The organism is Rhizobium sp. YTUHZ044 (genome assembly GCF_051123975.1).
Classification (GTDB): Bacteria; Pseudomonadota; Alphaproteobacteria; order Rhizobiales; family Rhizobiaceae; genus Rhizobium.
Window position 1 is genome coordinate 3,319,112 of record NZ_CP101426.1, and the last position, 18,426, is coordinate 3,337,537.

19 protein-coding genes are annotated in these 18,426 nt (G+C 58.2%); 10 read left to right on the top strand and 9 right to left on the bottom strand.

Going from position 1 to position 18,426, the window contains the following annotated elements:
• Positions 1-21: 21 nt before the first annotated feature.
• From NL154_RS16460 to NL154_RS16495, 8 genes are all read right to left on the bottom strand, one after another.
• A complete protein-coding gene (locus NL154_RS16460) occupies positions 22-462 on the bottom strand; it encodes a CBS domain-containing protein (RefSeq protein WP_210629991.1) in 441 nt (146 codons plus the stop codon).
• A gap of 45 nt (positions 463-507) precedes the next feature.
• Complete coding sequence (locus NL154_RS16465) at positions 508-1,074, bottom strand: NADH-quinone oxidoreductase subunit I (RefSeq protein WP_210629990.1); 567 nt, start codon at positions 1,072-1,074, stop codon at positions 508-510.
• 10 nt (positions 1,075-1,084) lie between these two features.
• Positions 1,085-2,086 (bottom strand): NADH-quinone oxidoreductase subunit NuoH, encoded by a 1,002-nt coding sequence (nuoH, locus tag NL154_RS16470; RefSeq protein WP_210629989.1) that lies wholly within the window; start codon positions 2,084-2,086, stop codon positions 1,085-1,087.
• A 398-nt stretch (positions 2,087-2,484) separates the two neighbouring features.
• A complete protein-coding gene (locus tag NL154_RS16475; protein ID WP_434732986.1) occupies positions 2,485-2,733 on the bottom strand; it encodes a hypothetical protein in 249 nt (82 codons plus the stop codon).
• A gap of 357 nt (positions 2,734-3,090) precedes the next feature.
• Positions 3,091-4,017 (bottom strand): ImmA/IrrE family metallo-endopeptidase, encoded by a 927-nt coding sequence (locus NL154_RS16480; protein ID WP_434732987.1) that lies wholly within the window; start codon positions 4,015-4,017, stop codon positions 3,091-3,093.
• A gap of 4 nt (positions 4,018-4,021) precedes the next feature.
• On the bottom strand, positions 4,022-4,522 hold the full coding sequence (locus NL154_RS16485) for a helix-turn-helix domain-containing protein (RefSeq protein WP_216760915.1): 501 nt from the start codon (positions 4,520-4,522) through the stop codon (positions 4,022-4,024).
• Positions 4,523-4,536: 14 nt separating this feature from the next.
• Positions 4,537-5,166: a GNAT family N-acetyltransferase gene (locus tag NL154_RS16490; RefSeq protein WP_216759813.1), complete on the bottom strand. Its 630-nt coding sequence runs from the start codon at positions 5,164-5,166 to the stop codon at positions 4,537-4,539.
• 4 nt (positions 5,167-5,170) lie between these two features.
• Entirely contained in the window at positions 5,171-5,386 is a 216-nt protein-coding gene (locus tag NL154_RS16495) for a ribbon-helix-helix protein, CopG family (RefSeq protein WP_216759814.1), read from the bottom strand.
• Positions 5,387-5,523: 137 nt separating this feature from the next.
• Here NL154_RS16495 and NL154_RS16500 point away from each other — a divergent pair, with 137 nt between their 5' ends.
• From NL154_RS16500 to NL154_RS16545, 10 genes are all read left to right on the top strand, one after another.
• Positions 5,524-6,246, top strand: coding sequence for a multiubiquitin domain-containing protein (locus tag NL154_RS16500; RefSeq protein WP_434732988.1), 723 nt, complete (start codon positions 5,524-5,526; stop codon positions 6,244-6,246).
• Position 6,247: 1 nt separating this feature from the next.
• The gene (locus tag NL154_RS16505; protein ID WP_434732989.1) at positions 6,248-6,766 is read left to right on the top strand and encodes a hypothetical protein; all 519 of its coding nucleotides are present in this window, start codon (positions 6,248-6,250) and stop codon (positions 6,764-6,766) included.
• Positions 6,756-7,289, top strand: coding sequence for a Mov34/MPN/PAD-1 family protein (locus tag NL154_RS16510; protein WP_434732990.1), 534 nt, complete (start codon positions 6,756-6,758; stop codon positions 7,287-7,289). Before NL154_RS16505 ends, NL154_RS16510 begins: the two co-directional genes overlap by 11 nt.
• Positions 7,286-8,752: a ThiF family adenylyltransferase gene (locus tag NL154_RS16515; protein WP_434732991.1), complete on the top strand. Its 1,467-nt coding sequence runs from the start codon at positions 7,286-7,288 to the stop codon at positions 8,750-8,752. The genes NL154_RS16510 and NL154_RS16515 overlap by 4 nt, the downstream gene beginning before the upstream one ends.
• Positions 8,753-9,108: 356 nt before the next feature.
• A complete protein-coding gene (locus tag NL154_RS16520; protein ID WP_434732992.1) occupies positions 9,109-9,564 on the top strand; it encodes a hypothetical protein in 456 nt (151 codons plus the stop codon).
• 70 nt (positions 9,565-9,634) lie between these two features.
• Positions 9,635-11,065 carry a M48 family metalloprotease gene (locus tag NL154_RS16525; RefSeq protein ID WP_434732993.1) on the top strand — a complete coding sequence of 477 codons (1,431 nt, stop codon included), beginning with the start codon at positions 9,635-9,637 and terminating at the stop codon, positions 11,063-11,065.
• Between the two features lie 104 nt (positions 11,066-11,169).
• Positions 11,170-12,348: a hypothetical protein gene (locus NL154_RS16530; RefSeq protein ID WP_434732994.1), complete on the top strand. Its 1,179-nt coding sequence runs from the start codon at positions 11,170-11,172 to the stop codon at positions 12,346-12,348.
• Positions 12,349-12,698: 350 nt separating this feature from the next.
• Entirely contained in the window at positions 12,699-14,036 is a 1,338-nt protein-coding gene (gene dgt, locus NL154_RS16535; RefSeq protein WP_434732995.1) for a dGTP triphosphohydrolase, read from the top strand.
• A gap of 405 nt (positions 14,037-14,441) precedes the next feature.
• Positions 14,442-16,754, top strand: a complete 2,313-nt coding sequence (locus NL154_RS16540; RefSeq protein ID WP_434732996.1) for a UvrD-helicase domain-containing protein — start codon at positions 14,442-14,444, stop codon at positions 16,752-16,754.
• 7 nt (positions 16,755-16,761) lie between these two features.
• Positions 16,762-17,931 (top strand): PD-(D/E)XK nuclease family protein, encoded by a 1,170-nt coding sequence (locus NL154_RS16545; protein WP_216759823.1) that lies wholly within the window; start codon positions 16,762-16,764, stop codon positions 17,929-17,931.
• A 35-nt stretch (positions 17,932-17,966) separates the two neighbouring features.
• Here the strand turns inward: NL154_RS16545 and NL154_RS16550 are convergent, their stop codons facing one another.
• The gene (locus tag NL154_RS16550; RefSeq protein ID WP_434732997.1) at positions 17,967-18,386 is read right to left on the bottom strand and encodes a hypothetical protein; all 420 of its coding nucleotides are present in this window, start codon (positions 18,384-18,386) and stop codon (positions 17,967-17,969) included.
• Positions 18,387-18,426 lie beyond the last annotated feature (40 nt).

Genomic DNA, 18,426 nt, shown 5'->3' on the forward strand with positions numbered 1-18,426 from the left:
CATCACATCGAGTTGGCGGCGTCAGTGATACCTGGCCCCGCATATGTAATCCTGCAGCTCCTGCTCTGTACGCTGCGCTTCGTCGAGCCTGTGCTTAACCACATCTCCGATGCTGACCACGCCGACCACGTTGCCTCCATCCGTGACCAACACATGGCGCGTGCGCCGCTGGGTCATGATCCCCATCGCGACGGGCAGCAAATCTTGTGTCGAACACATCGCCACATTGCGGTTCATGATGTCCGCGACCCGCATCGCCGCCGCCTCGGCCCCATATTCCGCCATCGCATTGCAGCAATCGCGCTCCGACAGTGTACCCAGGTATTTGCTGTTCGAGCGGCTCACGACGACGAAGCCGATATTGTTGTCTCGAAACAACCTCAGTACCTCCACCATCGTCTGATCGGGGGCGACTGCGATGACACCGACACCCTTGTTCTTCATGATTTCACCGACAAACATCTGAGCCTCCTGTTTGAGCGCTTCGGTTTGATGGCTGGCGCGCGTTCATGTTCGCCGGATATTCCGCCACCAGTTGTAGCCCTGCGTCTCGTTGGTCTCGACAATTACGTCCTTCTTCGTATTGAGGCGCGCGGCAACCACGCCGCCGCCGGTTGCCGCCTTACCCGGCTTGACGAGCAGATCGTCGCGCCCGATCACCAGGTCAGCGGAGGAAAAACTGGAAAATTCGTATTGTTGCCCAAGCGCGATTGCATCCGCCGGGCAGGCGTCCTCGCACAACCCGCAGAACAGGCAGCGTGCTGTGTCGATTTCAAATTTGGCCGGATGGCGATTGCCCTTCTCGTCCTCGTACGGGACGACTTCGATGCAGTCGCAGGGACAGATCCGCGCGCAGAGTTCGCAGGCCACGCACTTGATCTCGCCCTCTTCATCACGCTTCAAAAAGTGATGCCCTCGGTAACGCGAGTAAGGCAACCATTTTTCGTTGTCCGGATACTGCATGGTCACGGATTTGGAGAACATGTAGCCGAAGGTCAGAGCCAAGGCGCTCGCCAGATCGGCAAAAAACGTCCAGCCAATCCATGTTCCAACTCTGTCCTGCGCGCGCGACATCGCCGCCTCGCTATGGACCCGTTACGGCCCCTAAAAGTACACCAGTTACAATTATGTTCGCCATCGACAGAGGAAGCAAGACTTTCCATCCGATCGCCATCAACTGATCGTAGCGGTAGCGGGGGAAAGTGAAGCGAAACCAAATAAACACATAGACGAACAACGCGACCTTGAGAGCAAACCACAGGAGCGGTGGCAAAGGAACCAGAACGCCGTTCCAACCGCCGAAGAACAGGATCACCACCAAAACCGACACAAGCAATACGATGGCATATTCGCTGACCATAAAGAAGGCAAAGCGGATACCGCTGTATTCGGTATGGAACCCGGCCCCCAGATCGCCTTCCGCTTCCGCCAAGTCGAAGGGGATGCGCTGCGCTTCGGCCAATCCGGCGACGAAGAACACGAAGAATCCGATCGGTTGGTAGACGATGTTCCAGACATCGGCCTGCGCCCGCACGATCTCGAGAAGGCTCATGGATTGCGCCAGCATGACCACGCCGATGACCGCGAACCCCATGGGGATTTCGTAGCTGATCATCTGCGCGCAGGTTCTGAGGCTGCCCAGGACAGCGTATTTGCTGTTGGAGGCCCAACCGCCGAAGATGACGCCATAAACCTCGATCCCGATCACCGAGAAGACGAAAAGGAGCGCCACATTCATGTTGGAGACGTAGAGCGTGATCCCGTGGCCGAGGACCGAGACAGTTTCGCCGAAGGGGATCGCGACGAACACCACAAAGGGTGGGGCGAGTGCCAGGATTGGCGCCAGTTTGAACAGAAACCGGTCGGCCTCAGCCGGGATGTGATCCTCTTTCGTCAGGAGCTTGATTCCGTCCGCCACCGGCTGCAACAGCCCGTGCCATCCCACGCGCATCGGCCCCATCCGCTGCTGCATGTGCCCGGCAACCTTGCGTTCCAGCCAGGTGAGCGGCAAGGGTAGCAACAGCAGGATCGCAATCAGGAACGCGACCTTCAAGACGATCAGGCCAAGGGCGACGATAAGTTCCATGATCCGGCTACTTATTCATCGGGTTGAAGCGCGCGACGGGGCTTTGGCTCCGCTCTACAATGAGCACTGCGCACACTTGTCAGGCTACATGGTACAACGGCGACGCACCCCATACAATGCCGTCGCTGGGCGTGATGCGTTCTGCATAGGACGTTTTGAGAAGAGTAGCTCGCTGTGCAAGATGAAGGCTTCGCGTTTCCGCCGGTTACACCGCGCCATCTTGCTTATCAAAAACCGCCGAGGCTCTCATGGCTGCCGAATGAAAGTTCCGCGGCAGATCAGTCGGCGTCCGGGGAGTTGAACGCCCAGCAGAAACGCAAAGCTCGTCGAGGGTTATGTCGAGTGCTTCTGCCAAGCGATTTGCATGGGTAAATTTGCAAGTTGAATTGGTCGCGGGGTCAAGATTTGGGGTTTTTGTGTCCGGGCTGCGTCGGCTTTTCCTTCTTGCGGGCCGCAGATGAGGCGTCAAATTCTCGAGCTGTTACCAAACAAAAAGCCCGCACGAGGCGGGCTTTTTGGGAAGATTGGTTGCGGGGGCTCGCAACACCCGATTCCTGCGATTGGTTGAGCGACACGTACCAAAGCTGGCAGCGTAAACGATTATCGGTCGTCTTGAAGGGATCAGAATCGACGCCCCTGTTGTTCAAAGCCCCCTCCGTCTCAATTCGCCATTAGCGGACATCGGCTCGTCCCGGATGGAAAGACCGATGTGGGGCCGGGAGCGGACTGACCGGGCTTGGCGTCATGGACTGAATTTTTTGCCTTAGTCCGTGGTAGCGCTGCAGGCCTACGGACCGGACGGTGCACGGTCGCCGCATCTATCCGTCTGGACGCCGCTAGGTTTCGCGCCCGACGCATTGCCTTCTAAGCTCCTTTTTTGGGGGCATCTGGCCTTACGAGTGGAACGGGGGCCTGGCTACATCAGCCTGATGGTCATTGACCAAGAAATGGCAGAATTGCCGGCCCCGGCCTTCTTGCCTGCCGCATCCCCGCATTGGCAACCTTTAGTTCATCCCGATGACGAGCGGAGCTGGGCGTACATACACCGCGTAGGTCAGCACCGCATGCTGGTTGCAGAAGCACTCCATCGCAAACTCGTGGCGGGTTCCGTTCACGTCCGTCAGCACGATGCTGCCATCGAAAACCGGCCCCCTCTTGGCGCCTCCGCAATTGGCGCGCAGGAGGTTCCAACAGAACTCCTGCGTGATGCCGGGGAAACGCTTCCTGAAGGCTTCCGATCGGATGAAATACCGCACGTCCTTGCCGTCGGGCTCCCGCCCGATATCAGCGTGGTGAGGATGGGCACTGACCATTCCGAAGGCCGGCTGCTGCTTGTCGCGTTCCTCCACCGTGCGCCACAGCGTGGTGGTTATAGTGTTGCCGTACCGCTTGGCCATCGTCTGGATGGTTTTGAAGGTGATTGCAATATCTCGAGCTTCGGTCGCAAAGCGGTCCTGGAGGAACAGCAACCGCGCCGCCGCGAAGTTCGCCTCGGCCTCGACATCCGCGTGGCAATCCGGATCGAGGGTGTATTGGTCGTCGCCGAAGAGGAAATCCTTATGCCACGGAATGAAGCTGTGGCCGACTTCGTGCGCTTCGATCCAACGCTTCTTGGCGTCGGGAACGCCCTCGTCGATCAGGATGCGGTTGCCGTCAGGCACCCATAGCGCCGACAGTTTGGCCTTCTTCACCACGTCCACCAGAAGGGTCGGGCGCACGAGCACCTGCTTGCCGGCCACTTTCATCCGGTGGGCGATTTCCTGCAGCAGCGAGGGGTTGGTGAGGCTGTAGAACTTGAGGTCGAGCTCGAGCAGCAATCGAACATCAGCAAGACGGAGGGGCGGTTCGGGATTGCCCAAATCGCGAAGAATCCGATCGACAAGCCGACGTATGTCTTCCGCTTCGTAGGCTCCGACCGTCCCTCCGTTCATCGCTTCACTTTTGACTTAATACCAGGAATTTGACGAAGCCTTCCAAGTCTTGTCGCTCCTGTTTGGTCAGTTTGGACAGGTCGTCCGATTTGGCCGCGAACTTTTGAGCCTCTTCCTGCAAGGCCTCGTCTCGCGTCACGGTCGCCCCCGACAGCTTCATCAATGCCTGCGGCGGCATAGCGAAGTGCTCGGCCAGTTGGTGGACCGTCCGTGGTCTCGGTTTGTAGTTGGGGTCGAGCTCTATCAACCTGATTTCCCGCGCTTCCACCCGCGCTTTTTCAGCCAGCGCCTCGACGGACAACTGGTCGCGTCGTCGCAACTGGCGAATGAACACCCCGAAGGCGTGCTTAAGTTCGACCACGTACCCTACGTCCGACACCAGTTCGGACGGCAAGAACATGCCTATGTTATCGACAGCCTCGATCGGCCATCCCGCGTCATTGTCCGTATCCGGATCGGACTCGATCTTTCGCCGGAGCCAGTCGCGTGAGACAAGCATCTCCATCATCTGCTCCCTTGTTATGCGAGGAACGCGCGCGCTTGGGCTTCGGTCAGCTCGAAATAGCGCATGCGAGTCTCATCTATCCCTAAGTCGGTCATTCCAACCGTATCACGATACCAAGCGTCTGCTTGTGGCAAGGCGTGCAACCCCACTCTTCCACTGAATTCCTCTTGGACGCTAAGGCTGATGGCAGCGACCATCATGATCCGCCCAACGCCCTTGAAGCGCGGAGCGGGATCGAACCGCCGCCTGTTCCAAGGCGCGGTGGCCAACAGGTCTATCGTGACTAGTGGTTTTCCGTGTTGGGTGGGTTCCCTAGCGAAGCCCGCGGTCGTCACGAGCATGAGGCCCTGAGTGGCGCCTTCAGCTACGATTGCGAACGATTGCCGGTCGAGGCGATTGGAAGACATTTCGACCTTCTCGGACCATCGCCAATGAGCGTCCTGAAGTTCGTTTTCGCCAATCGATTCGTTGTTCAGTCGATTCTGTGCCCTCAGATGCTCGATCCTGGCCTGCATGAGTGGGCGCCAGGAAGCGTCGATGTCTGCGACGTTGCTCGATCCGGCGGGGCTCACTACTTGGGCCTCGACGAACTTGCCCGTTCTGCGGTCCAACAGGTCGAACATGCCGATCAACGTTCCCGACATGATGCTAGCTCAGCACCATCAGTTCGGCCTTTTCCTTGGTTGACGGGTGTTCGAAGAACACCTTCTCGCCTCGGTCTATCCTGTCCGTAATGGACTGATAGAGCCTGAGTGCCTGCCTCACCAAGGCGGTCTTAGACAATCCCTTCTCGTCCGCAAGGCGGTCGACCAGATCCATCTCTTGTGAACTCAAATTCAGAGTCATCGTACGTTTTTCACTCATGCGCTTCCCTCCGTGTGTACGCGCGGTTCTACCATTCTCCACTCGGGTTGTCAACATTAATTAGCCATTAAATAAATATTGACTAGCTATTTTTTAGCTAGTATTTGATGAATTATCGAAATCAAGGAGTCTTTGAGATGAGTGACGTTGATCCCAACCGCACGATCGAGATTGCGGGCACCGATCTGGTATTCCGCACGGTTCCCATGAGAGACCGGACGCCGTCGGGCGGCCAGATCGCCTTGGCTGCCGGCTTCGCATCGGACGATTACGTTTATGTCTTGCAGCTACTCGACGACGGCGAACTCGAAGATGTGCGGCACCGCGAATCCGTACTTCTGTCGGACGGCGGGCGCTTCCTGGTCGCCCTCAGCGATCGTTCCTTTCGCATCGCCTTTTCGGGTGACGCCGTTGACTGGCCCGCGCGCTTCATCACGGCGGCGACGCTGCGCAAGCTCAAGAACGTGGCAGCCGACAAAGGCATCTATCTCGAAAAGGCCGACGAGCCTGACATTGCCCTCGACGAGGAGGCACTGATCGATCTGGACGAGGCAGGGGTGGAAAGCTTCAAGCCCGGCAAGCTTGTTGGTCCGAAAAAGCAGACGGTTCGGGTTAAGCATCTCGGCGAACTCGAAACCGCGCGGTTTAAGGTGGATGGCTCGACCACGCTGGCCGAACTCTGGGACCAGGCTTACCGGGAGCTCGAGGTCACGCGCACGGAGCGTGACGTGCTCCAAGCTGACACCGCCGGTGGGCCGGTCAGCCTTATGGATCACCTTTCGCTGTCGCTCGAGGCGGCGCAGCGGCAGGGCCTGTGCGACAAGAAGTTCGAGATCGCAGCCCGCACCGGGGGCGCGTGACATGGCGGTGCACGGATCACGGCCGAGCCTCGATCTGCGGGCGGGAAGGCAGGTGCTGGATCAGCACCTGCCACGCGTCCTCGAATTCGAAGGTCAAAGCATGGAGGAGCTGGGTTGGAACCAGTTGTCGGACCGCACGCTGCTCGTCCCCATGCGCGGTACGCACGAGGGGGTCGTTGAGGAATATCTCCTTCGGCTGGACTTCATCGCCGGCGCCGACTGGCCGCCGAGCGCCAGGTTCGTCAATCCCGCGACCCATGACTACGCGGGGCAATCCGACCAGCATTACCTACCGCAGTTGACCTCGCCCGAGGTCCACGTTCATCCCGCGTACCCAGGGCCCGACGGCGTGATCCAGCTCGTCTGTTGTTCGGCGGTCTTTGAATATTACGACGTCAACCACGGCGGTGAGGACGCAATTCTCTGGCGCACCGGTGACACGTTCCGCAACACCCTGTCGGCGATAGGACGGGCCTTCCGCACCAACTATCAAGGAAGGTTCGAGCGATATGCAGGATGAGTATCTCTTGCGCCGTGCCCCGGCACCGAGCCCCTACGTTCCCAGCCGCTTTGTCCTTCAGCTGCCGCCGAACGCGATCTCGGCGACGCGCGAGATGCTGCAACGCGCCGGTCGCCGAGAGGCGTGCGTGTTCTGGTACGGAGACCGCAGCGGCGACATCGCAACGGTTCGCTCGGTCCGTGCCCCTCGCCAACGATCCATGCCTGGCAACTATCACGTCGCGGCCGATGCGATGAGCGAGTTGGTGCATGACCTGCCCGACGGCTGGAAGCCTTTGGCCCAGATCCATAGCCACCCCGGGGCCAATACCGAGCACTCCCGATACGACGATACCATGATTTCCAGCCGCCGTATCCTGTCGCTCGTGTTTCCGGCCTACGGAATGCAGACGGCAGCATGGCCACAGGGCATCGGGGTGCACGAGTGGCAAAACGACTACTGGCACATGCTCGCGCCCCGACAGGTTCAAGACCGCCTTGTCGTGATGCCGGGGCCCGCGCTCGACACGAGGGACTTCCGATGACGGATCTGGCATTGGGTGATCGACACTCGAGACCGCTTGATGGACTGGGCAACGAGGCGGAGATGATCACCGTGCTTTTGCGCGCCGGCAGCGTCACGGGCAAGGTCAACCGTCAGCATATGCTGGTGTGCCTGACCAACCTGACGGCAAGGCTGCATGGCGTGGTTCGCGCGATCCAGGTTGATGTCGAAGGCGATATCTCGGTGGTCAGGCCAAACGGCGCCGGTCCGATCGATGCGATGGAGGGACTCGAAAACCTCGCGACATGGGCAAACGGCGGACGGATTCCTGTTTTGCCGGAAGACGGCACAGCGGACATCGTCGTCGACCTGACCGGAAAAGGCGCCAGCGGCGCGGATCTCTACTGCTGGGGCGCGGGATGGAAAGCATGGATAGGCCGCGAACCGCACCGGTTCGGGCGTGGATCCGACCGCCGGGAATGCATCGGCCCGTATCTTGCGGCCTGCCTGGTCGCCGGCGAGCTTTTCAAGCGCGCGAAGGGGCTCAGGAAGGGTCGCTTCGCCGATGATGATGCCTATTCGCTTTGGGACGGTTCGGCAGGCCGGTGGGACGACCTCGACGACGGACCGAATCTGGTCGGCTCGCACCTACCGCCGCTTTACCTCATCGGCGCTGGAGCCGTTGGACAAGGCTTCATCCAGATACTCGGCGCCAGCGAACTTGCTGATACGTTCGTGGTATCGGTCGACCATGATCACCACGACAAGGAGGGTACCAACCTTAATCGCTGTTTTCTGGCCGGCATCGCCGACATTGGCCAGCTCAAGACAGATGCCGTGGCGCGCTACCGCGCGCTGTCCGGTTTGGGTGGCATGGAGCATGCAGGCACGTTGCGCGACTATATTAAGGGAGCCCGTCCCGGGCTGCATCCGCAGCTGGCCGAGGCGGAAGCGAATGACGAATACGACCTGGTCGTTTCCGCCGTGGATATCGACACGTCACGCCAGGATATTCAGGGCTTACACCCTCGGATAGTCATAGGCGGCAGTACGGATAGCCTGCGGGCGCAGTCGGTGACGTACGGACTGGTCCAAGGCGCCGAATGCCTCGGTTGTTGGAATGTCCCGAACGACAATGTGGCCCGGGCCGCCGAGAGGGAAGCGGCACTGCGGGCCTTGTCCGAGGCGGATCGTCGCCGGGAACTGGCCGGGCATGTGGACGATCTCGATGCCGCAATGGCCTTCCTGGCGTCGAAGCAACCAAAATGCGGGCAGATGGGCGAGCGGGACGTCAAAAGCTTCGTCGGGCGCATACCGCCCGAGTTCTCCGTATCATTCGTATCCATGACTGCTGCCATCCTGACAGCCGCTGGCCTATTCCGGGTCGTCTCGGGCGAAACCAAATCACGGTCGCCCAAGACCGTTTTCCAGTTCAAGAACCTGTCGATGGCCGAAACTGCGACACCGAGGCGCGATGGCTGCCCATATTGCTCAGGCAGCTAGACCCACGGGGCCGCTGACGTCCTGCCAGGCAGGAAGACATCATCTGTGGCGACAGATGCCTCTGCCACATTCATGCGGCACGCCGGATTGTAAGAGTTCTGGCGAGTTGATTGCCAGGATGGTGCCTGCCGATCGAGCGGCAGTCGCAGATGCGGACAGAAAGGTATTTACCCCGTTGCTAAGCTTGAGGGGCACGCGGCTCATTACGATTGGACGGAACGAAACTGACGTAATGCCGCTCACAACTATATCCTCAACATTGATTTGATGAGGGCTACAAGAAGCGAGCGCGCCATTTCCCATTTTGCTACTGTTGCCTCGACATGCAAATATTTATCGCTTTTGGGGGACTTTTCATGAGCACTAAGGACGCTCGCAATCAATTCATCGGAATGCTCCTCGCTGAGACAGCGCCCGAGGAACTTCCTCTGCTGGAAACTTACGTTGCTGCCATCGACACTGCAGAAGCGGGCCGCCGCGCGGGCAAAGGCCTTGGTATCCCTCCAGAATGGGTGGGTGCGATCGGGGTCGCGTCGGTCTTCGTCGGCCAGGTCGTGTATAATCTTCTAGGTGAGTGGGTGAAGGATACGGCAAGTGAGATTGCAAAAAAATATGTGGTCGACACTGGGGTCGAAGCCTTGAAGGGGTGGTTGAAACGCCCCGACAAGGCGTCATTGGACAAGGTCCTGACGACCGATGGCCGGCTTGCGATCCTCAAGGTGGTCGAGGAAGATGCCACGAAGGCTCGGCTCTCTGGAAAGGACACGGAAAAGCTCAAGAAGTCCGTGCTGAAACGCCTTGGCGTCGGGTAAGATAAAGCGTGCCACCGAGACGGAAGCGCGGCTGCCGTCCCGCTCGACAGTCGCAGCAGAGGTTCGGCTTATGCGCCATGAGGCCCTGCGGCGGGCAATCTTACTAAGCCTGATATCGCTGATCGTGCCATCCCTTGTCCTCGGAAGTAGTTGGACAGCCGAACTCTACGACCTCATCTTGCCGCTCGGACCACCGGGTTCGGCGCTTCTACATGCAATGGGGCTGCTCACGATTCTGACGCTCGGCGTAGTCTGCATCGGCGAATACCGGGCCACACGACTTTTGAGAAAAGGACGTCCGATCCCTGCGCAAGCATTGACGGTTGTCGCTGACCTCGCCGCGCAGGCTGGCGTTAACGCCGATGCCATAGGCTTCGGTAAGCTCGACGAGGAAGGCATAGAGGCAGTGGTCGCCGGCCGTTCCCGTGTCATTCGTATTGGCACATTATGGGTGCGAAGCTCCATTCTCGAGCCAGCACGATTTCGGTTTGCGATTGCACACGAGATCGCTCATCTCGCGAGTGGCGACCCAAGGGCGGAGCGCATAGTCAACGCTGCCGTCCTGATCGGCGGCCTCGCCATGATGGCGGCGATCGGCAGGATCATCGCCTATGTCGGAGGTGATACGCTGGCACTGTCTCACCTCGATCTTCCAACGCTACTCTTTGTCTTGAGGAACGCAGTTCCAGCCATCCTTGCCAATCTGGTCGCGCTCGGTACGCTCGCGGTGCTAATACTCCTCGAAAGCCGCGCCTCTGCTCGCTTGCGCGAATTCCATGCGGACGCGATCGCTCGAAACCTCTCCGGCGGCGATGGGCTTGGTAAAGTCACCAGCATGCGGTCGAAGGACTCCGGCATCGGCTTTGTCAGTAGACTGCTGGCGGTCCATCCCCCGACACAGCAACGGTTCCTCGCCCTTAAACGCGCTGGAACCGCCTTCAGTGCCGACGAGCTTTTGTTCATCCTCGTTGGATACTTCAGTGGAACTATTCTCGAAATAACGTTGCAGCTTAATTTTGTCATGGCAAGTCCGGGTGTCTCGACGCTCGCGCAACGAAAGGCGCATCTCACGGCTGAGATGGCGGAGAACCCTTTTACCTACTGGACAATCTTAGGGCTCTCGACTGCCCTCCTGGTTCTGTCGCAGTCACTGATTCTCGGACGAATGCTGATTACCGCAGAAACTCGCAAACCGCCTCGTCATGCTGCTTCCTTAGCCCTCCGGCTGCTCAGTCTCGCTGGATTGGGTAGTTTCATCGCTTTGGCGACAAGCCAGACTGTCTATTTCGAACTGTCGGAGGCAGGTTGGAATATGCTGCGCTGGATTGCCGGCGATCCGGATCGAGTCGGGCTGCATGCTTGCCTTTTCCTATCATTGACGATTTCTGCCTTCGTGATCCTGACCGTTCCATCACTACGAGACAAAGGGCCAATTTATCCGTTGATGGTGGTTTCGCCCACCTTGAGCACATTGGCACTCGGTATTTGGTTTTATTTCTGATGTTGACAAGCGCCCCCGACGATCGGGACCCAATTGGAACCGGCCTTCTGTATTGAGGTAGGCTGAAATGCGAACGGACTGCATATCAAAAAGTGAGATTATGAATGTCCACCCGATACGGTAGCTGGAACGATATCCTCGTTCTGCCAGAAGATCTGATTGCATTTGCATGGTCAGCGCCAATGCGCGATCTTGCCGCAAAGCTTGATATTTCGGATGTTGGGCTGCGCAAGCAGTTGACCAACTACGGCGTTCCACTCCCGCCACAAGGCTACTGGAATAAAGTCCATGCGGGAAAGCCGCTACCATCTCGCCCCAGTCCTCCACCTCGCCGCCCGGGCCAGGTTGGACGAGTGAAGGTGGATCCTCGTTATGCGAAAATTCTCTCAATTGCCGAAGCCATGCCGTCCTCAGGTCCCTTTGCCTCTGCGATTGTTCCCGATGATTTGGACGACCTTTTCAGGCAGGAATTGAGCGCCGTTGGAAGCGTTACGGTTGCGAAAGCCATCGGCGTTCCCCACAGAGGACTCGCGCATCTCCTCAGACAGGAAGCTCGCAGACAGGAGAAGTTCTTAAAGAGCAGCTGGGAGACGGACCGACCCATGTTTGACTCGCCGTTCTCAAAACGATGCCTGCGGATATTGAATAGTCTGTTTCTTGTGCTCAGCAAGCGTGGTCATGATGGTGACGCGTATGAACATAGCGGGGAACTCCACGCCCGCGCGATCATCGGCGACACTTATCTCGGCCTGAATCTAGCTATTGTCGGCAAGCACAAGAAAGTTCGTAGAAATGGATATGAAAGACCGGCTCCCGATCTGCCGGCGTCAACAACGCTGGCGCTGAGTCTCACCGCAGATTTTGACGGCCGTGTCTCGAAAAGCTGGCAGGATGATGCAGACAATCGGCTCGAAGATAAGATTGCCGTGATTGCGGCGGAACTCATCGTGGCGGGAGAAGAAAAGTTCAGAAAAAGCCTAAAGGAAGCCGAAGAACGGGCAGAGGAGGTTCGTCAGGAAGCAGAGAGGCAGCGGTGGAAGCGGCTCGAAGAGTTGAACCAGCAACGGCTGGATAACCTAAGAATGTCGGGTGACCTGCTACGTCGGGCACAAGATATCCGGGCGCTCGTGGAGCGTGTGCGTATGGCAATCACAGAAGGCTCCGCTGAGATTGACGAGGCAAGGCTGACGGCCTGGGAGCGATGGGCACTCGGAGAAGCGGACAGGATCGACCCGATCAGGTCTGGCCAGTTCCTGACCCATTTGGATGAACCATCCGCTTAGATTGCCTTCCAATTCACATAAGGCATCGCCAAGCCCGCACTGTTGCAAGCAGTCGCGGATCTGTTTCGGCGCCCGCTATTTGCCGGCATTACTCCGGATTCGGCAGAGATGCATTTCCGGTGTTCGCCGGCGCCTAGCGAATGGCAAAATTCCTTGGCCTCAACATTGTCACTGCGGCACGGCGCGAAACGCAATGATGTTTCAAGTGTGTCAATTCTTTCAATGACGCTTAATCGCGATTTTGTGCCAGCAATGGTTCCGATCAGACAGACCGTAGTGTAAGCGTAGCTCGGAAATTGTTCATTCAGGCAGGTAACTGGTAATACTTTACCCGCCCAGGAGACCGCATCATGGAATGGCTTAAACTTCTTGACCGTCAGCGCCTTTCCGATGCGGCGTATGAAGAAAAGGCTGACCGACCATCCTTCGTGCAGGACGCGGATCGCATAACATTTTCAGCGCCTTTTCGCCGCCTCGCGAACAAAACGCAGGTTCATCCTCTCTATGAAAACGACCACCTTCATCATCGCCTGATTCACAGTGTCGAAACGGCAAGCGTCGGGCGCTCCCTTGGGATTGCGGTCGGCGACTGGCTTGAGAAGGAGCATTCACTGCCAGCAGGCGAAAAGCACGCGGTCGCGGGAATCGTTCAAGCCGCCTGCCTTGCGCACGATATCGGCAACCCGCCCTTCGGACATTCCGGTGAGGCCGCGATCGGACAATGGTTTTCCCAGAAGTTCGCGGGTGAGACAGAACTGTTTGCCGCGCTGGATCAAACCAGACGCCAGGAATTTGAAGCGTTCGAAGGCAATGCGCAGGGCTTTCGCTTAATCACGAAGCTTGAAATGTATCGCAATGAAGGCGGAATGCGTCTATCGCGGAGTGTCTTGGCAGCCTTTTCGAAATATCCGACGACTGCGCACGTTCGGTCAGTCGCCAACCAAACGCATGACTATTGCGGCCTGAAAAAATTCGGCATTTTCGAAAGTGAACTTGACCTTTTTGCGGATGTCGCAAGTGGCGTCGGCTTACCAGAAGGCGGCGGCAATGGGCTTCGCTGGTGGCGGCGCCACCCCCTTGTCTTCCTCGTCGAAGCGGCCGATGACATCTGCTACAATATCCTTGACTTGGAAGACGCTTTTACATCCGGCGACTTCACGCAGGAAACTGTCATGGAGCATCTTAATGCTCTGGCGGGCAAAACGAACCGAGACCTCTCAGACCGTCGGCCCGAGGAGGTCATAGCTTATGCGCGAGCCCGCAGTATCGGCAGCGCGATAGATGCCTGTGTCGAAGCCTTCAAGCAAAACTACGATGCCATCATGGCGGGGACATTCTCCGGATCCCTCGTCGGTGCGTCTCGCCAGAAAGCAGAGTTCGACAAGATCAAGGCTCTTGCATCGCAGCGCCTGTTCACGTCGCGACGAAAGACCGAGTTGGAGGTTCTCGGACGAAACGTCGTTCATCAGGTACTGGATGGCTTGGAAGGCGTTTACAGGGCTCTGATGGCGAACGGGTGGAAGGAAGCAGATCTGGACGGCTACCACAAGCAATTGTGTCGGGCGACCGGTCTCGATTTACGCGACGTCACCGACCCCTATACCGCGCTTCATTCGCTAACAGATTATGTTTCGGGCATGACGGACCGTTATGCAGTCAAGATCGCTCGCCTGGTCTCCGGCACATAACGAACGGTCTCTGGATCTGGCCGCAAAGCAGGGAGTCGCGTTTTGTGGGAGACTCCATCGACAAACCTGGGAAAGGCATTTTTGACGCGCCTCGTCCGATGACGCGAAACGCGGAGATGCAGTTGTTGAGGCGCCGTGCCGGTCGTCAGGATACCCGCCCTTGTTTTGGCGGAAAAACCAGTGTTTTCGACCGTTGTGGGTTGCTGGGGAAACCGCGAACCGTCGTTGCAGAATCACCATATGTGTGCTGCATTTCCACTTATGCGGGAGCGTCGCTCCTTTGGAAGTGGACCTATTGTGACATACGAAGAATTCTTGGGTATAGTGGCGCGGACGGGTGCCATCGGAAGGTTGCCAAACGGAGAACAGCGCATCTGTCTTGAGGCAGACCCTGCGATTCCCACAATGATCGTTGCTGGTCCGGGAAGCGGCAAGACGACGGTTCTGGTGCTTCGCGTGCTGCGGCACATCCTTGTCGATCATCTGCGTCCTGAGCAGATCCTGATTACCACGTTTACCGTTAAGGCGGCGCGGGAGATACGCAGCCGACTGATCGAATGGGGTGAGGCCTTGTTCGAACAGGCCAGAACCGAGCCGATTTCGCAAGCCGATCGGGAATTCCTGGCGCATGTGGACATCAATCGCGTTGTCACCGGAACGCTCGACAGCGTCTGCCAGGAGGCTCTTGGATCCGACAGGCATGCGGATGAACCTCCGCTCGTCACATTGGAGAGTTTCGCCGCCAGCGTCATCCTGCAGAGACGCGGCGGGCTCGGCGCGAGCTATAGGAACAATCAGGCCGTGCTCGGCGCATTTCTGTCTCCCTTCACGCTGGATGACGACCCGCCCACCACGCTGGCTGAAGCGGCCAACACATTGGTGCCGATCATCGACCGCTTTATCCAAGATCGGGTGGATGTGGTGAGTTTTGGCGCTGCCGACCAACCGGAGGCTCACCGGATCGTCAGCGAGATTGACGCGACATATCGTCGATATCTGCGCGAGAATAACTTGCTGGATTTCTCCGGCCTGGAAGAGGCTTTGCTCGAGCGGCTTCGCGCCCGCCTGGTACCGATTTTGCTTGCCGATGTCAGGGCGGTTCTCGTCGACGAGTATCAGGATACGAACGCCCTGCAGGAAGCGATTTATTTCGAACTGGTCGAGGCGTGCCAGGCATCGTTTACGGTCGTCGGCGACGATGACCAGAGCCTTTATCGATTTCGCGGCGCAACGATTGAGTTGTTTCGTGCTTTTATCGATCGATGTCGTAACCGACTGGGCAGAGCCCCAGCAGGTCCTCTTTATCTCGTCGAAAATTACCGTTCAACCGACGAGATCGTCGCCTTCTTCAACGCCTTTGTTCGCACCGACCCGAACTTTGGCCCGGCCCGCATCCAGCCGCCCAAGCCCGTCATCCGACCGAACAATGGCCAGGGCCAAGTGCCGATTCTGGCAATGTTCCGGCCCGATTCCCAGACACTCGCCAACGACCTGACGGACTTCATTGAAGCCGTCTTCCGTGGGGGCGGTTATCGTGACCCTCAAGGCCGGCTGATCGACGACCTGCGAGGGAACGCCCAGGCCGGCGACTTAGGCGATGCGGTTCTCCTCGCCTCCAGTGTGCTGGAAATGCAAAAACCGTATTTCGGCAATCCTCCGAAAGCACGTTTTACCCATCATCTGCGCAACGCCATGGCAGCCCGCGACATGAAGATGTTCAACCCACGCGGCCGGTCGTTGCGCGACATCGAGCATGTCGAGCAACTTCTGGGATTGGTACTTCTCTCCATCGATCCACCCGATCGACCAGGTGGAAGCCTTTATTCCTCGATGGCGATCACCAATGTCGCTAAGTTCTTCATGAACCGATGGGTGGCGGCAGCGCAGCAGTTTCTGCAAACAAATCCTCGGCCAGTCTACGGCCGAACCCTGGCTCAAGAGATGTCTGAGTGGCGCGACTATTGCCTGCGCGGAATCGGCGATAAGGCATCTAGCCGCGACTGGCCGTTCCTCGACGTCATCTATGGCTTGATCCCGTGGCTCGATTACTTCGAGATCGATCCAGAGGGTCAAGTCTATCTGGAAGCGCTGTCGCGTGCCGCCGGACAGGCTGCGGGCTTCTCCGCCTACCGTGGCAGGCTCATCCGTCCGCAAAATCCGGGCTCTCCAGACGATCATGGCCGTCTCAGCATCGAGGCGATCATTCGGGACGTGTTGACGCCGCTCGCCGAAAACGTGATCGACGTCGACGAAGAGATCATGCCGAGCGTTCCTCGTGATCGATTGAACGTGATGACGATCCATCAGGCCAAGGGTCTCGAGTTTCCACTCGTGATCGTCGACGTCGGTACTGACTTTACGACGAATCATCAGAAGAACCGCTTTCGGCGGTTCCCGGAACAGCCATCGTCCACGGCGATGATCGAGGACCTGCTGGCGCCTTTCACGCCTGACCTCGGCGCTCTGCGCACGCAGCGCAACGGCCTGGATAGAAGTTTCGAGGACTTGATCCGTCTCTACTATGTTGCCTTCAGCCGGCCGCAGAGCGTGCTGATGCTCGTCGGATGCGACAAGGCCCTCAAGTGGACTAGCAATATTAAGAATGTCGCGCTTGGCTGGCGTCAGGACGAGAGTTGGGCGTGGCGCGACCAGTCGCCGCAACCAACCGGCCGTCGGTTGCCGGTAATGGTCAGCCCGCCGAACCTACTTTTCGTGTGAGGAACCTATGGAACTGCCGATCAAACGTCCGGATCGTATCATTCCGGACTACAGCCTTACCGGTGACGTCCTGTCATTTTCGCGCTGCCAACGCAGCTATCGCTATTACAATGGCTCCTCCCTTCCGCCCTCCCGACCCGTGCAGCTCTGGTATGGAGAATTTTTGCACGGCATGATGGAGCGCACCTATCGGCTTTGGCAGGAAAACCAGTCGCTGCCATTCCCACTTCACTGTACCATCCCCCAGGAGGGGGAACGTCCCGATGAACCGGTCGGCCTGCCTGCGCTCGACCTACGCGTGATCGGCTGGCCGATCGAGCAGGCGCTTGCACATCAGGGAAAATTCGCTCGCAGTTCCGACGCGCGGATATCGGCTTACGAGCGTGCCGAGGCAGTGATCAATCAGCTTGGGCCACATCTGTTCCCCTTAGTGGACGTTGCCGAACGGAAAGTGATTGGCACCCGTTTCCTTCTGCCGGGCCAGAACCCGAATGTCGAGCGAGCCACCCGCTACATCTTGGAAGGGATCATCGACGTCCTTGGCCACACACAACTCGATGACCAGCCGGAGGGCAACCCTTTGAAAGCCGCCATTGTCGCGGCGCAACCGGATCTCAACGGCGAATACGAAATCATCATCGACTACAAGGGATCGCGCCGCCCGCCGGTCGACACAGACGAGCGAAGCGACTGGCAGTTGGGCGAGTGGCAGGTACAAACCTATGCCTGGCTCAGATCGCAACAACCGGAGGCAAGGCCGGTTGCCGCCGCCATCCTCGTCTATATTGGCGAACTGTCGCCGGGTACGAATGAACTTTCAAACTTGAAACGCGAGATGCGCCGTGGCCGGACCGATGTCATTCCTGCCAATGGCACACCGGATTACTATCAGATCAATGCTTGGGAACCCGGTCGCCAAATCGATCTTTCCGACGACTTCAAGATGAGACGGGCGATCCGGATCATTCCGGTCACGCAAGAATCGATGCATGCTGCAACAGCAGCGATCGACCGCGTGGTTCGCGCGATTGAAGATAGGGTCGTGGACGAACGCACGAGCAATCATATTCGCCAAACCTGGCCCGCCGACAGCCAGGACGAAGCCACCTGCGTTGCGTGTGATTTCAGGGTCTCTTGCGAGCGGTACAACAGTCGCCCATGGCCGGAAAATGGCTAAAAGCTGCTTGGGCACGTCGGTCGTTCACTGGCAACCTAGTTCGCGACAAAGGGGGCCAATAGAAGCGATCCGTAGCCATTTATCAACGTACCCACGATGGCGATCGCGGGACCGTGTTGATATTCTGCGCGAGCGTCTTGGAAGCGTTGGTTCTCTTCCTCCGGGTTGACGAGAACGACACGACCCTCGACCTCCCTCACCTGACGCAGGATTGTTCTTCCACTCTCCAGCACCTTACGATCACCCTGCCGGATGAGCGGGTGAGCTATAGTCAGGACCCCTAGGATGATGATGAGCGCTCCGCCTGCCGAAAGCCAACCTGGATCGCCCAGGACAAACGCAAGCGCTACATGAACGATAAGAACCACAGTCGCCAGCAGCCAGCCAATTGCAGGATTGAAGGCACGCCATTGTTCCAGCGTGGCGATAACTGCGAAAAGCCAAGTGCGACTCATATGTAGTCTCCTGTTCGACGGCGTGACGATTCCGCAGTTT

Bases quoted from the DNA above. Each gene is read 5' to 3' on its own strand.
- NL154_RS16545 (WP_216759823.1), top strand. From the start codon at position 16,762: ATGGAACTGCCGATCAAACGTCCGGATCGTATCATTCCGGACTACAGC.
- NL154_RS16505 (WP_434732989.1), top strand. From the start codon at position 6,248: ATGGCGGTGCACGGATCACGGCCGAGCCTCGATCTGCGGGCGGGAAGG.
- NL154_RS16525 (WP_434732993.1), top strand. From the start codon at position 9,635: ATGCGCCATGAGGCCCTGCGGCGGGCAATCTTACTAAGCCTGATATCG.
- NL154_RS16515 (WP_434732991.1), top strand. From the start codon at position 7,286: ATGACGGATCTGGCATTGGGTGATCGACACTCGAGACCGCTTGATGGA.
- NL154_RS16500 (WP_434732988.1), top strand. From the start codon at position 5,524: ATGAGTGACGTTGATCCCAACCGCACGATCGAGATTGCGGGCACCGAT.
- NL154_RS16550 (WP_434732997.1), bottom strand. From the start codon at position 18,386: ATGAGTCGCACTTGGCTTTTCGCAGTTATCGCCACGCTGGAACAATGG.
- NL154_RS16460 (WP_210629991.1), bottom strand. From the start codon at position 462: ATGTTTGTCGGTGAAATCATGAAGAACAAGGGTGTCGGTGTCATCGCA.
- NL154_RS16490 (WP_216759813.1), bottom strand. From the start codon at position 5,166: ATGTCGGGAACGTTGATCGGCATGTTCGACCTGTTGGACCGCAGAACG.
- NL154_RS16485 (WP_216760915.1), bottom strand. From the start codon at position 4,522: ATGGAGATGCTTGTCTCACGCGACTGGCTCCGGCGAAAGATCGAGTCC.
- dgt (WP_434732995.1), top strand. From the start codon at position 12,699: ATGGAATGGCTTAAACTTCTTGACCGTCAGCGCCTTTCCGATGCGGCG.
- nuoH (WP_210629989.1), bottom strand. From the start codon at position 2,086: ATGGAACTTATCGTCGCCCTTGGCCTGATCGTCTTGAAGGTCGCGTTC.
- NL154_RS16495 (WP_216759814.1), bottom strand. From the start codon at position 5,386: ATGAGTGAAAAACGTACGATGACTCTGAATTTGAGTTCACAAGAGATG.
- NL154_RS16510 (WP_434732990.1), top strand. From the start codon at position 6,756: ATGCAGGATGAGTATCTCTTGCGCCGTGCCCCGGCACCGAGCCCCTAC.
- NL154_RS16520 (WP_434732992.1), top strand. From the start codon at position 9,109: ATGAGCACTAAGGACGCTCGCAATCAATTCATCGGAATGCTCCTCGCT.
- NL154_RS16530 (WP_434732994.1), top strand. From the start codon at position 11,170: ATGTCCACCCGATACGGTAGCTGGAACGATATCCTCGTTCTGCCAGAA.
- NL154_RS16480 (WP_434732987.1), bottom strand. From the start codon at position 4,017: ATGAACGGAGGGACGGTCGGAGCCTACGAAGCGGAAGACATACGTCGG.
- NL154_RS16465 (WP_210629990.1), bottom strand. From the start codon at position 1,074: ATGTCGCGCGCGCAGGACAGAGTTGGAACATGGATTGGCTGGACGTTT.
- NL154_RS16540 (WP_434732996.1), top strand. From the start codon at position 14,442: ATGATCGTTGCTGGTCCGGGAAGCGGCAAGACGACGGTTCTGGTGCTT.